Origin of the sequence: Nonomuraea sp. NPDC059023, from assembly GCF_042740095.1 — a bacterium.
In the GTDB taxonomy this organism is placed as follows: Bacteria; Actinomycetota; Actinomycetes; order Streptosporangiales; family Streptosporangiaceae; genus Nonomuraea.
Genome location: NZ_JBHYIO010000005.1, coordinates 193,717 through 206,183 on the forward strand (window position 1 = coordinate 193,717; position 12,467 = coordinate 206,183).

General features: G+C 68.0%; 13 protein-coding genes. 7 read left to right on the plus strand and 6 right to left on the minus strand.

The features are described from left to right. Positions 1–38: 38 nt before the first annotated feature. From ACFWYW_RS11010 to ACFWYW_RS11030, 5 genes are all read left to right on the plus strand, one after another. A complete protein-coding gene (locus ACFWYW_RS11010) occupies positions 39–1,940 on the plus strand; it encodes a molybdopterin oxidoreductase family protein (protein WP_379622036.1) in 1,902 nt (633 codons plus the stop codon). After that, the gene (locus ACFWYW_RS11015; RefSeq protein ID WP_379640963.1) at positions 1,940–3,685 is read left to right on the plus strand and encodes an NAD(P)H-dependent oxidoreductase subunit E; all 1,746 of its coding nucleotides are present in this window, start codon (positions 1,940–1,942) and stop codon (positions 3,683–3,685) included. The genes ACFWYW_RS11010 and ACFWYW_RS11015 overlap by 1 nt, the downstream gene beginning before the upstream one ends. Further along, on the plus strand, positions 3,685–4,524 hold the full coding sequence (locus ACFWYW_RS11020) for a 2Fe-2S iron-sulfur cluster-binding protein (protein ID WP_379622118.1): 840 nt from the start codon (positions 3,685–3,687) through the stop codon (positions 4,522–4,524). Before ACFWYW_RS11015 ends, ACFWYW_RS11020 begins: the two co-directional genes overlap by 1 nt. Further along, positions 4,517–5,374 (plus strand): formate dehydrogenase accessory sulfurtransferase FdhD, encoded by an 858-nt coding sequence (gene fdhD, locus ACFWYW_RS11025; protein ID WP_379622032.1) that lies wholly within the window; start codon positions 4,517–4,519, stop codon positions 5,372–5,374. The genes ACFWYW_RS11020 and fdhD overlap by 8 nt, the downstream gene beginning before the upstream one ends. 589 nt (positions 5,375–5,963) lie before the next feature. Beyond that, complete coding sequence (locus ACFWYW_RS11030; RefSeq protein ID WP_379622030.1) at positions 5,964–6,221, plus strand: hypothetical protein; 258 nt, start codon at positions 5,964–5,966, stop codon at positions 6,219–6,221. Positions 6,222–6,514: 293 nt separating this feature from the next. On the opposite strand, the gene ACFWYW_RS11035 is transcribed toward ACFWYW_RS11030, so the two are convergent. After that, positions 6,515–7,159, minus strand: coding sequence for a 2'-5' RNA ligase family protein (locus ACFWYW_RS11035; protein ID WP_379622117.1), 645 nt, complete (start codon positions 7,157–7,159; stop codon positions 6,515–6,517). Beyond that, complete coding sequence (locus ACFWYW_RS11040) at positions 7,140–8,441, minus strand: hypothetical protein (RefSeq protein WP_379622028.1); 1,302 nt, start codon at positions 8,439–8,441, stop codon at positions 7,140–7,142. Before ACFWYW_RS11040 ends, ACFWYW_RS11035 begins: the two co-directional genes overlap by 20 nt. Positions 8,442–8,537: 96 nt before the next feature. On the opposite strand from ACFWYW_RS11040, the gene ACFWYW_RS11045 reads away from it, so the two are divergent. Together ACFWYW_RS11045 and ACFWYW_RS11050 are read left to right on the plus strand one after the other, a co-directional pair. Further along, entirely contained in the window at positions 8,538–8,945 is a 408-nt protein-coding gene (locus tag ACFWYW_RS11045) for a hypothetical protein (RefSeq protein WP_379622026.1), read from the plus strand. Continuing rightward, the gene (locus tag ACFWYW_RS11050; protein WP_379622024.1) at positions 8,942–9,592 is read left to right on the plus strand and encodes a hypothetical protein; all 651 of its coding nucleotides are present in this window, start codon (positions 8,942–8,944) and stop codon (positions 9,590–9,592) included. Before ACFWYW_RS11045 ends, ACFWYW_RS11050 begins: the two co-directional genes overlap by 4 nt. 297 nt (positions 9,593–9,889) lie before the next feature. Here the strand turns inward: ACFWYW_RS11050 and ACFWYW_RS11055 are convergent, their stop codons facing one another. The 4 genes from ACFWYW_RS11055 to ACFWYW_RS11070 all read right to left on the minus strand — a co-directional run bounded on the left by ACFWYW_RS11055 (position 9,890) and on the right by ACFWYW_RS11070 (position 12,437). Then, complete coding sequence (locus tag ACFWYW_RS11055; protein ID WP_379622022.1) at positions 9,890–10,438, minus strand: AAA family ATPase; 549 nt, start codon at positions 10,436–10,438, stop codon at positions 9,890–9,892. Positions 10,439–10,858: 420 nt separating this feature from the next. Further along, complete coding sequence (locus ACFWYW_RS11060) at positions 10,859–10,996, minus strand: hypothetical protein (protein ID WP_379622020.1); 138 nt, start codon at positions 10,994–10,996, stop codon at positions 10,859–10,861. 170 nt (positions 10,997–11,166) lie between these two features. Then, positions 11,167–11,790 carry a GPP34 family phosphoprotein gene (locus ACFWYW_RS11065; RefSeq protein WP_379622018.1) on the minus strand — a complete coding sequence of 208 codons (624 nt, stop codon included), beginning with the start codon at positions 11,788–11,790 and terminating at the stop codon, positions 11,167–11,169. A gap of 155 nt (positions 11,791–11,945) precedes the next feature. Then, entirely contained in the window at positions 11,946–12,437 is a 492-nt protein-coding gene (locus ACFWYW_RS11070) for a carboxymuconolactone decarboxylase family protein (protein ID WP_379622016.1), read from the minus strand. Positions 12,438–12,467 lie beyond the last annotated feature (30 nt).

Sequence of the window (12,467 nt, forward strand, 5' to 3'; positions counted from 1 at the left end):
CCAGGCATACCGTAGGCTGTATACAGAATGGAGGGATCATGAGCTATGACCGCCTGACCCATCCACTGGTGCGCGAGGACGGCGTGCTGCGCGAGGCCACCTGGGACGAGGCGCTCGACCGCGCCGCCGAGGGCTTCAGGCGCGCCGTCGACCGGCACGGCCCCGACACCTTCGCGATGTTGTCGTGCGCCCGCTCCACCAACGAGATGAACTACATAGGCCAGAAGTTCACCCGTGTGGTCATGGGCACCAACAACGTGGACTCCTGCAACCGCACCTGCCACGCCCCCAGCGTGGCGGGGTTGTCGGCGGTGTTCGGCAGCGGTGGCGGCACCTCCTCCTACCAGGAGGTCGAGGACACCGACGTGATCGTGATGTGGGGCTCGGCCGCCAGGAACGCCCACCCGATCTTCTTCCACCACGTGCTCAAGGGCATCCACAAGGGCGCCCGCATGTTCGCCGTCGATCCCAGGCGCACCGGCACCGCGCAGTGGGCCGACCGCTGGCTCGGCCTGAACGTCGGCACCGACATCCCCCTCGCCCACGCCGTGGCCCGCGAGATCATCCACGCCGGCCTGCACAACCAGGCGTTCATCGAGCGGGCGACGGCTGGCTTCGCGGAGTTCGCCGCCTCGGTCGAGCCCTGGACGCTCACTGCCGCCGAGCAGGTGACCGGCGTACCGGCCGAGGCGATCAAGGAACTGGCCCACGCGTACGCCCGCGCCGACCGCGCCCAGCTGTGCTGGACGCTCGGCATCACCGAGCACCACAACGCCACCGACAACGTACGCGCGCTGATCAACCTGTCGCTGCTCACCGGCCACGTCGGCCGCTACGGCTCCGGCCTGTCACCCCTGCGCGGCCAGAACAACGTGCAGGGCGGCGGCGACATGGGCGCCATCCCCAACCGGCTGCCCGGCTTCCAGGACATCCTCGACCCGGCCGTACGGCGGCGCTTCGAGTCAGCCTGGAATATCGGGATTCAGCCGAAATATGGTCTTAATCTCACCCAGATGCTGGAGGCGATGGCCGAGGGCGAGGTCACGGCCTGCTACCTCATCGGCGAGAACCCCGTCCAGTCCGAGGCCGACTCGCTGGCCTGCGTCAAGCGCCTGTCCATGCTCGACCACCTGGTCGTCCAGGACATCTTCCTCACCAAGACCGCCCAGATGGCCGACGTCGTCCTGCCCGCCAGCGCCGCCTGGTGCGAGAGCGACGGCACGTTCACCAACAGCGAGCGCCGCGTCCAGCGCGTCCGCAAGGCGCTCGACCCGCCGGGCGAGGCCCGCGACGACATCTGGATCATGTGCGAACTGGCACGCAGGCTCGGCCACGACTGGCACTACGACGGCGCCGAAGAGGTCTGGAACGAACTGCGCGCCCTCTCCCCCGCCCACGCCGGCATGACCTACCAGCGGCTGGCCGACCTGCAGGGCATCCAGTGGCCCTGCCCGTCCGAGGACTCCGTCGAACCGCCCTACCTGCACGGACGACTCTGGGAGAGCGACCCTGTCAAGCGCGGCACACCGGCGCCGTTCGCCGTGCTGCGTCACTCGCCGCCGGTGGACCTGCTCGACGAGGAGTACCCGCTCCGGCTCACCACCGGGCGGCGGCTCGACTCCTACAACACCGGCGTCCAGTCCTCCGGGTTCGCCTCGCCGCTGCGCCGCGGCGAGACCATCGAACTGTGCCCGGAGGACGCGCTGCGCCTCGGGCTCACCGCCGGGGAGGAGGTGCGGATCACCTCCAGGCGCGGCTCGGTCGTCGCGCCCGTCTTCATCGACCCCGCGCTGCGGCCGGGGCTGGTCTTCATGACCATGCACTTCCCCGACGAGGTCGACACCAACGCCCTCACCATCGAGGCGACCTGCCCCATCGCGGGGACGGCCGAGTTCAAGGCGGCAGCCGTACGCGTCGAGAAGCTTGTGAAGGTGGGCTGATGGACCTGCGCTTCCGCGACGCCCAGCCCACCGACGAGGAGCGCGCGGCCGTCGACGCGCTGCTCGGACCGCCCGCCACCGCGTGGGACGGCGGCGACAGAACCGCCGCCGACCTGCGCTTCGCCGCCCGCGCCGAACCGGCGCGGGACCTGCTGCTGCCCGCGCTGCACGCGGTCAACGACCGGGTGGGCTGGATCAGCGAGGGCGCGCTCGACTACATCTGCCGCCGGCTGACCGTGCCGCCCGCCGAGGCCTTCGGGGTGGCGTCGTTCTACTCGCTGTTCTCCCTGTCCGAGCGGCCGGCCTCCGTGCTGCACGTCTGCACGGACCTGGCCTGCCACGCTCAGGGCGCTTCCGAGGTACGGCAGGCCGTCGCCGACCGGCTCGGACCGCCAGGGAAGTCCTGGCAGGAGAGCCCGTGTCTCGGGTTGTGCGAGCGGGCGCCGGCCTGTCTGACGTTGACCGCGGGCGATCCGCCCTCCGCCGCGGTGGACGCTCCCTATTCCGCGGGTCAGGCCGGTGAGCCGCCCGTGGCGGCGGCGGTGCCGCAGGCCGGGCAGGACGGGCTCGTGCTGCTGCGGCGGGTCGGCGTCGTGGATCCGCTGAGCCTGGACGACTACCGGGCGCAGGGCGGGTACCAGGCGCTGCGCCGGGCCTTCCAGCTCGGCCCCGCCGGGGTGATCAGGGAGGTCACCGACTCCGGGCTGGTCGGCAGGGGCGGCGCCGCGTTCCCGACCGGCCGCAAGTGGGAGGCCACGGCCCGCCAGCCCGACCATCCGCACTACCTGGTCTGCAACGCCGACGAGAGCGAGCCGGGCACCTTCAAGGACCGCGTGATCATGGAGGGCGACCCGTACGCGCTGATCGAGGCCATGACGATCGCCGCCTACGCCACCGGGTGCGCCAAGGGCTACCTGTACATCAGGGGCGAATATCCGCGGGCGCGGCACGCGCTGGAGAACGCCATGGCCACGGCCCGTGCCCGGGGCCTGCTCGGCGCGGACATCCTGGGCCAGGGGTTCTCCTTCGACATCGAGCTGCGGCGGGGGGCGGGGGCGTACATCTGCGGGGAGGAGACGGCGATCTTCAACTCCATCGAGGGGCAGCGCGGGGAGCCGCGCAGCAAGCCGCCGTTCCCGGTGGAGAAGGGGCTGTTCGGCAAGCCGACCGTGGTCAACAACGTGGAGACGCTGGTCAACGTGCTGCCGATTCTGGAGAGGGGGCCGGCGGCTTATCGGGGGGCAGAGCCCAAGTTGTTCTGCGTATCCGGAAATATCGCGAAACCGGGGGTCTATGAGCTGCCCTTCGGCGCCACGCTCAGGGAGCTTCTCGCCCTGGCCGTGCCCACCGGCACGGTCAGGGCGGTGCTCCTGGGCGGCGCGGCCGGGGCGTTCGTCACCGACCTGGACATCCCGCTGACCTTCGAGGGCACCCGGCAGGCCGGTGCCACCCTGGGCTCCGGCGTCGTGCTGGTACTCGGCGACGACGTCGACCTCAAGGCCATCCTGCTGCGCATCGCCGAGTTCTTCCGCGACGAGTCGTGCGGGCAGTGCGTACCGTGCCGGGTCGGGACCGTGCGGCAGGAGGAGGCGCTGCACCGCCTCTCCCGCCGCGTCGACCACTCCGACCTGGTCCTTCTGCGCGAAGTCGGCCAGACCATGCGTGACGCCTCCATCTGCGGGCTCGGCCAGACCGCCTGGAACGCGGTCGAATCCGCCATCGACCGGTTGGGAGTCTTCAAGTGATCCCGTTGCAGCCCCCTCGGCGGCTGATCGACGTCGAGATCGACGGCGAAGCCGTACGCGTACCGGAAGGAGCGACGCTCCTCGACGCCTGCGCGACGGCGGGAAAGGACATCCCGACGCTCTGCCACGGCGACACCCTCACCCCGAAGAACGCCTGCCGCGTCTGCGTCGTCGAGATCGAGGGCGCGCGCACGCTGGCCCCGGCCTGCTCGCGCAAGGCCGAGGCCGGGATGAAGGTCGCCACCGGCACCGAGCGCGCCCGCCACAGCCGCAAGGTCGTCCTCGAACTGCTGGCCTCCTCCACCGACCTGTCCACGACCCCGCGGGCCAAGGAATGGATGGCCGAGTACGGGGCCGACCCCGCCAGATTCGGCGAGGACGCGGCCACCGTCGAGCAGCCCCCCAAGGTGGACAACGACCTCTACGTGCGCGACTACGGCAAATGCATCCTCTGCTACAAGTGCGTGGACGCCTGCGGCGAGCAGTGGCAGAACTCCTTCGCCATCTCCGTGGCCGGGCGCGGCTTCGACGCGACCATCTCCACCGAATGGGACGCGGCGCTCACCGACTCGGCCTGCGTCTACTGCGGCAACTGCGTGGAGGTCTGCCCGACCGGGGCACTGTCGTTCAAGACCGAGTTCGACATGCGCGCCGACGGCACCTGGGACGAGGACCGCCAGAGCGAGACCACCACCATCTGCAGCTACTGCGGCGTCGGCTGCAACCTCACCCTCCACGTCCAGGACAACAAGATCGTCAAGGTGACGTCGCCCCACGACAACCCCGTCACCCACGGCAACCTCTGCGTGAAGGGACGCTTCGGGTACGGCTATGTCTAGAGTGACGATCAAGCGCCCCATCCTGCGCGTCCGCGACACCACCACCCGCCGCTTCGACTCCCTGGCCGCCGAGGAACCCCTGGAGATCCGCCTCGACGGCACCCCGCTGACCGTCACCATGCGTACCCCCGGGGACGACTTCGACCTGGCCGCCGGGTTTCTGGTCAGTGAGGGCGCCGTCGGTCGTGCTGCCGACGTCGCCGCCATCCGCTACTGCGCGGGCGCGCTGGCCGACGGGACGCAGACGTACAACGTCCTGGATGTACGGCTGGCGCCCGGCGTACCCCGCCCTGAACCCCGCAACTTCTACACCACCTCCTCCTGCGGCGTGTGCGGGAAGGCGTCGCTGGAGGCGGTACGCACCGTCGCCCGCTGGACGCCGCGCGAAGACCCGATCAGGCTGAGCCGCCAGACGATCACCGCCCTGCCGGACCGGCTGCGCTCGGCCCAGCGCGTCTTCGAGCGGACCGGCGGGTTGCACGCGGCCGCCCTGTTCACGCCGACCGGCGAGGCGATGTGCGTACGTGAGGACGTGGGCCGCCACAACGCCGTGGACAAACTCCTTGGCTGGGCCCTGCGCGGCGACCTGCTGCCGCTGCGCGAAACCGTCCTGATGGTCTCCGGCCGCGCCTCCTTCGAACTGGTGCAGAAGGCGGTCATGGCCGGGGTACCGGTGCTGGCCGCGGTCTCGGCACCCTCCTCCCTGGCCGTGGAACTGGCGGCCGAGGAGGGGATGACGCTGATCGGCTTCCTGCGGGGGGAGTCGATGAACGTCTATGCCGGCGAGCACCGCCTCGACGTCACCCCGGCCACCGGCCTCGGCTCGGCCGGTGGACGCAGTCCGGGATGATGACGGGATGCCGCACGGTGCTCCGGTGCCCCCGACACCGTCCGGCATCCCACCAGGCGCATTATGGGCGCTCCGCGCAAAAGGGCCTCCCCAAACAGGCGCTTCGCGCAAGGGGCTCCGGGCTCCCTTCAGTGGGGGGCCGAGCCCCCCACGACCCCCCGCCGGGGGCCTCCCGGCCCCCCGTCCCCCGAGCCTTGGCCGGGGCGCCCACGACCCATGGGCCTGCGCAAACAGGCGCTTCGCGCTATAGGCTCCGGGCTCCCCTCTGTGGGGGGCCGAGCCCCCCACGACCCCCTGCCGGGGGCCTCCCGGCCCCCCGACCCCCGAGCCTTGACCGGTGGGGTCACGGCCAAAGAACCAACGAGGACAAGAGGCCGCCGTCCGCGGCAGAGATTCTGGATCAGATCAAAGCCGCCCTCGAACGAGACGGCGGACCAGGTCCGCGAATTACACCGCCCTCGCAGAGCGGATCAAGCAGCTACGGGATCGCATCATCCAGAATTCACAGGACGCACTGGAGTTCCTGTCCGAGGCTCTGCGGATCGCCCGCGCGATCGTAAACGTCGGGAAGCACTCCGACGAAGCCATCGTGCTGGACGACGACCACGTCGGAGTCCTGTCGCGGAACATCCGCGACTACGCACCGCCCGGCCTCACGATCACGGAGAGGAACGTGGCCGAGGAGATCGATCGGGTGGTCACCCCCGCCCTCGCTCGGTCGTGGAACAACGCCGAAGAGCGCAAACCGAGGCGTCCATCGCGCCACCGTCGGTACATGTTGAAGCCGGTTGGGGAGCCGTATGACACCACCGGGGCCTACATCGCAGCCCACTATCAAGTTGACTGATCTCCTGGATCAGCGCAGGTCACGTCCGTGGACGTGACCGCTATGAATGGACGACCGTCAGCAGACTGCGTTCCAGTTTGCGAGCATGCTCAGCATTGGCGCGCGCCGCCTCCAGCGCCTGTTGAAGGGTTCTCGTCCGACTCCTTTGTCAGCATGACAGCAGCATTCCTGGCGACGGTTTCGTGGAAATCCAGCCGGACCCTGAGATCGGGCAGCGACGTATATGGGCCGAAGAAGGCGCGAGGATCGCTTCCTAACTGCGCGATGCTCGGCCTCCTTCAGGGCTGTCGCGATCAGTTCTGTGCTGGCGCTGATCTCCCCGCTCCCGTCCCGATGGGTACTGAGGAGATCACGTTCCATCGGTAGAGGTGGCCATCGCGTTGCTGCAGGACGAGATGGGCATGCCGAACCGTCATGGACTGCGGCTCTGGCCGTATGGCCAGTGCATCGACGATCGGGGCGGTGGGTCGTTCACTGTTGCTGTACGCGACACTGATGTGCGGGGTCCAGCCGGGGCTGTCATCAAGCTGGTGGTGCTCGACTGTTTCGGCGATTGCGTCTCGAATCGCCTCTCGTACAGGGTGGAGCGCGCGTGGCGGACGAATGCCGAGCATGACCGCTTCCGGATGGAACAGCACCTCGCCAAGCTTCACGGTGATCGGCTCTATCTCTTGCAGGTTCTCGGCAGCGAGCGTGAGCATGGCAGCGAGCTCAGCCTGTGTGATCTCGTCTGGGAATCCGATGATCTGTGTGGTCATGTGCAGCCAAGCAGCCGGAATGAAGTCCAATCCTTCGAGGCCGGCAAGTTTGGCCTGCGACTCATGGATGAGCGCGCGAACAGTGGGCTGGTCGTCGATGAGGATGTGCCAGACCAGCAGCCCACGGCCAGGGCGAACCCCCGGCCGCCACCACCAGTGATCAGCCATCCGTTCCGGCATCGAGTGCACGATCTCTCCCTGAAATGGCGGCGACTTCGCGTCCAAGGGACCCGCTCTGGAAGGCCCGAATGCGCTCGCGAAGATCGGCGATGCGCCTCATGTCTTGGTGACCGATGTTCTGAAGGAGCCGATCGATCTGCCCCATTCTTTCGGCGATCGTCACCACTCGATACTCGGGACCTAGTTCAAAGACTGATGCTAGTTCTGACGATGCCGCCTCGATATCGCGCAACATCACGTGCGCCATAGCCGCTCCGATGCGAATCTGTGCCCAGGTCCCGTAGACCCACGGGTCGCCCTGAGCCCAAGCGGCGTCCGCGGCTGTCACCTCACGGAGAGCCGCTGCGGGGTCGCCCGCGCCGAGTTCGACCTGGCTCGCGTAGGTGGCGTGCCGGGATCGTGGACAAAACCAAGCATCAGTTCGCGGTCTCCGTCCATCGAAGTCGTCGCGGGCCCGCTGCGCCAGGATGAGCGCCTCGTGGGCACCAACAATGTCACCCATCCCTTGCAGGGCGGCCGCCTCTGAAACCGCCAGCAGCACGCGTGGCTCGCCGGCAGGGCAGATCTCGTAGCCGCGGCGCGCGAGTCGCGCCGCGTCCTCAAAGCGTCCCTCCCAGCGCGCCGTCTTGGACTGCGAGCACAACGCCAACGCCCGTGCGGGGTCGGAATCAGCTTCTTCAGCGCACGTCCAAGCCGCGTAGCCGTAAGAATCCGCCCATGAGTAGCGCCCGAGATCACTGGCCAGGAGGTTGTTGAGCGCGAACAGTTCAGCGGAGATGGTGAGAAGGAATCGAGTCTGCGAGAGTCGCTGTCGCCCGCCTCGGAGGAGATCGTAAATGCGCTGCTGTAGCGCTGTAGCGTCCTTGAACACTTCTAGGGGTGGGCGGCGCGCGTAGTCCAAGGCCAGTCGGTGCGTCGCGTTCGCCAGGTAGTCGATGGTGGCAGATCCGATGTTGCTCTGCTCTAGCCAGGTAGCCAAATCGACCGCGTCATCCGGATGATTGGGCTCCGCGGTTCGCGACTCGCCGCCGCGGTCCGCGAACAATTCGGCCTCGCTCAGGCGAAAGACCCGGCAGTAGAGCAAGAGGTAGGGATCATTCGGCCGATGCCTGCCCCACTCATGATCCCTGATCCTGCGGATCACTGAGTCGAATTCGGGCAAGGCGCTTTCGGTATCTACCTTGAAGAGTTCGCGAGCCAATCTCTTCTGCGACCACTGATTCGCACGTCGCTGCTCGCGCAGACGCAGCGCCCAGTCAGGGATCTCACGTGGTTCGGTCATACCGTCGCACCTCAGCGCGGGGGGACACGCTCGTCACCTCTAGTGTCCTCTACCCGCACCTGTTCGCGCATGGTTACCCAGCGTTGTGATGAGGTCGTGAGGGACACTCTGAACGGCACCGGCCTGACCGCTGAGCCTGTCTCGACCTGTCGCGAAGCGCTGGAGTACACGCTCACCGAGCAGTTCGAGCGCTGGCGCCGCCTCGCTGGGTCACGGCTTCGCGAGCGCGATGTCCACGTTCGGCTTGCCGAAGTCGCGTGGGTGTCGGCGATGCACCAGACCACCTACAGCCATTCCATGGCCTCCGCCACTAGGGCCCTGCTTCAGCAGGCGCCGGTGCCCGCCGTCGTGGACGCGCTCGGCGTGGTCGACGTCGAGGCGCTCACGAGATTGTGGAAGCCGTGGGCGGCTGGGCAGAGCGTCCTGTTCGTGCAGGGGTACGACGTGGTGGCGCCGCAGGATTGCGCTCGGGTGGGGCGGCTACTGGCTGCGGAGAGGCCGTGAGCGAGATGTCGCGGCTGCGGGTGCCGTACATCACCGCCTATGACGACGAGTACGCCGAACGGCGGTTCACGCTCATTCCCGACGCGAGTGCCACCGACGGCAGGCGACTCGGGTTCGTCGGCGCCGCCGAGCAGGATTGGATGTTCGGCGTGCTATGGCATCGGCCCGGCCTGCACCGGCGCGGCCGCCCCGAGTGGAAGATGGTCAACACACTGCGGCAGCGCCGGTGCATGCTGCGCCTGCTCTGCCAGGTTTGCGGTGGCCCGGCGACCACCCAAGGCGACTGCCGGATCTCATGGCTGTTGGCAGATCCGCCCGAGACCATATCGACTGGCAAGCCGTTCACGAACGCGCCGCCCACCTGCCGCGGCTGCATCCCCGAGGCACTGACCGCCTGCCCGCGGCTCCGCCGGGCCGCCTGCGTCTACACCACGCGGTCCGCCGAGCCGTACGGCGTGGTGGGCGACACGGTACGGCCTTCCGCCCAGGGTCTCGTCAAGGTGGCATGGGACCTGCACATCCCGCTCGACTCCTTCCGTCTCCTGGAATACGCCGTCGCCAAGCAACTGCTCGTGACTATGGACGACCTGCAACCGAACAGCCCCTTCGGATACGGCGGATCCAAGCCGGGTGCACGGTCTCGCTGACAACGGAAGATCCTCAGTCCGTGCTTGCTCAGTGGGGTCAGTGGCGGCTCACCGTTGACGCCGCTCATACACTTGCCGGACCCGCGCACCCGGCACCCCATCGACCTCCACAACCGCTTCTTCTACCACTCGAACGAGCGCCGGAACGCAGGCAGACGTTCCACCCTCGCCCTGGATCGTCAGGGACGCGGTGCCATCCTCCGGGCTTGGCACCCCACTGGGCCACGATGGCCTTCAATTCCTGGGCGGAGCCGCCGAGCCGATACTTGTGCTCGAATTCGGTGATACGTAACTGAGTCACGTGGTGACCGGTCGGGACGGCCCGCTCGGGGTCGCTGCCAAGCCCGCCGTCTGGAGGATGAATCGGGTGGCGTCCTCGACCGTCAGGGCGTGGTCCAGGAGGTGCTCGTATCCGCCCGGCAGGAGATCGCGTTCCTTGAACCACTCGGCCATCTGCTCGAGAGTGAACTGTGATCGCTGAGGGCGCGTCTCGTGCCGGACGAGGGTCTCCTCCCATGGCACATCCATATAGAAGAAGACGGCCGGGCCCTGGTGGTCGCGTCGGAGGCCGTCGAGCATCGCGCCATAACGGCTGCCGGTCAAGATCCCTTCCAGGACCACATGGTGGCCGTGGGTGAGCGCGTGGAGGCAGATCGTCTTGATCAAGCCGATGTTGACGCCGCCCGGCACATCCAGCTCGCGGAGCATCTCACGGCGGACGACGTCCTGGCTGACGATCGCGAGCCCGCGCTGACCGTACGCCCCACGGACCGCTTTGGCCAAGGTGGTCTTCCCGGAACCAGAGTTGCCACGGATGACAACGAGAGTGGTCTGCGTCACAGGCATCGCTACCACTCGATGAGCTCGGCCAACCGGGCCTCGCGCAGCACTGTCGGATCCGCGGTGTAGCTGACGGTGGTCCCCATCCTCGTGACCATAGGGGTTACACGTGCGAGCCGTACGGTAGACAACGACCACCGGTTCGATAGCACCTCAGCAGGGTCAAGAAGGGCCCCGATCATCCAGCTCAGCTGCCCCGACGGTGGAGTCGGCACACCGAAGCAGGCGAGTAACCGCGCGACCCATTGCCCGCGCGGTGCCCGTCAGATTCGTGGTACTGCGTGCCGTACAGCCGCGGGCGCCCGTCGGCGACGCGGACCCGGTCAGTCAGATACGCGACGTGCGACAGCTCGGCCTGCCCCGCCACGGCGCCCTTCTGCAGCAGGTTCAGGTAGCGGTGTTTGAAGGCGACGTCGTCGACAGGAGTCAGGCGGCCGAGCTGTCGTCGTCGCCGACGAGGTCACGGCCGGGCCGGCCGTGCTCAGCGATGACCTCCTTCAGGAAGCGGGTGTTGTCGTGCTCGACCTGCTCCCATTCCCGCTGAGCCTGCTCGGTCGTCGGCACGGCTGAAAGATCTGAACTGCCGTCGAAGGTGCTGCCTGAGGTACAGGCTTTGGGACCGTCAGGAGCCGGTCGAGGGTGGACGTGGCCGGGGCCATGACGGCGGTCGTGATGCCGTCGACGGACAGGATGAAGGTCCGGCGCGCTCGGTCCAGTTTGCTCGGCATGAAGGATCAGTCCATGTTGATGGCGGATCTGAGTGCCACCCGGCGAGAACGCTGGAAGTGATGCCGGACCGCCTCGCCAACCCAGTCCTTCTCGATGATCGCCGCGATCCGGCCGCCGTCGGCGTTGGGGAACAGCCCCACCGCCAGCTCGCACGCGGACAGCAGGGCCAGGAGGGCAGCGGTCCGCCTGCTCGGCGGCTCACCGGCGAGCGCCAGGTCGATACGGCCGCTGATCTCCAGTCTCAGGCTGGGGTCTCCCTCCGGATATCGCTTGTTGCGGAGCATGGTCTTCTGCATGGACAGTGCGCCTCGGGAGATGAGCCGGTCCAGCAGGCGTTGCGCCCGCTGCGCGGAATACAGCCTGTTGAACCACTCCAGGACTCCGATCGGGGCGGTCTCACCCGCCAGGGTGCTCAACACGTCGTCGAGCTCCCCGTCGCCGGTCGCGGCCGCGTCCAGCAGCCGGATGTTTCCGTTCCGCAGGTCAATCCGGTTTCGGACGGCAAGCTCGGAGAGGACGCCGGCGGTGCTGACGAAGCCAAGGGGCTCCGAGGCGAGGAGGGGGCGGCCATCCGTCTGGTATGTCAGGAGAACGAACTCTTCGGCGATGATCAGATCCGGGTCTTCCATGGTTCTGGAGTCTGGCCGACGCGGACCGATCGCGCCATGCCCACGCCTCCGGGCCGGGGGAAACATCCCGCTCGACTCCTGCGCCTCCCGTCACGAACCTGGAATCCCCGGCCAGTGATCGGCCGGGGTTCGGATCGGTTGTCAGCTCGTGATCTCTAGGGCTGCCTCCACTGGTCTGACGGGGAGACGCCGGGCAGTGGCTTGCCGATGAGGGCCAGGGGGAGGAAGAAGCAGACCTGGCCGATCGCCATGATGAGGGTGGCGAGTGCCTTCTCGTCGTAGTGAAGCGACGCCCGCGTGTACAGCTCGTCGGGGACGCGTTCGCCCGACGGGCTCGGGGTCAGGACGGATTCGACCAGTTCCAGTGCGACCCGTTCGGCGTCGGTGAAGTAGGGCGCGTCTCGCCAGGAGGCCACGGCGGTGATGGTCTCCTCGCGCACGCCGGATTTGCGGAGGCTGCCGGTGTGCAGGACGGTCAGGTACGTGCTGCCGGCGAGTTGCCCGGCGCGGAGCTGGATCAGGCTGATGGTGGTCTGCGGGATGGCGCCGTTGCCGGTCGCCTTGTACAGGGCGCCGCCGATGTCCCTGAGCTCGGGGATGAGCGCGAGGGGGTTGGACAGGCGCGACTGCCGCTCGATGGCGGTCATGGTGGTGGGTTCCTTTCTGAACGGTGGTTT

What these genes read in the sequence shown, in the direction of transcription:
- ACFWYW_RS11010 (WP_379622036.1), top strand. Translation starts at nt 39, where the DNA reads ATGAGCTATGACCGCCTGACCCATCCACTGGTGCGCGAGGACGGCGTG.
- ACFWYW_RS11015 (WP_379640963.1), top strand. Translation starts at nt 1,940, where the DNA reads ATGGACCTGCGCTTCCGCGACGCCCAGCCCACCGACGAGGAGCGCGCG.
- fdhD (WP_379622032.1), top strand. Translation starts at nt 4,517, where the DNA reads ATGTCTAGAGTGACGATCAAGCGCCCCATCCTGCGCGTCCGCGACACC.
- ACFWYW_RS11035 (WP_379622117.1), bottom strand. Translation starts at nt 7,159, where the DNA reads ATGCCGGAACGGATGGCTGATCACTGGTGGTGGCGGCCGGGGGTTCGC.
- ACFWYW_RS11040 (WP_379622028.1), bottom strand. Translation starts at nt 8,441, where the DNA reads ATGACCGAACCACGTGAGATCCCTGACTGGGCGCTGCGTCTGCGCGAG.
- ACFWYW_RS11055 (WP_379622022.1), bottom strand. Translation starts at nt 10,438, where the DNA reads ATGCCTGTGACGCAGACCACTCTCGTTGTCATCCGTGGCAACTCTGGT.
- ACFWYW_RS11065 (WP_379622018.1), bottom strand. Translation starts at nt 11,790, where the DNA reads ATGGAAGACCCGGATCTGATCATCGCCGAAGAGTTCGTTCTCCTGACA.
- ACFWYW_RS11070 (WP_379622016.1), bottom strand. Translation starts at nt 12,437, where the DNA reads ATGACCGCCATCGAGCGGCAGTCGCGCCTGTCCAACCCCCTCGCGCTC.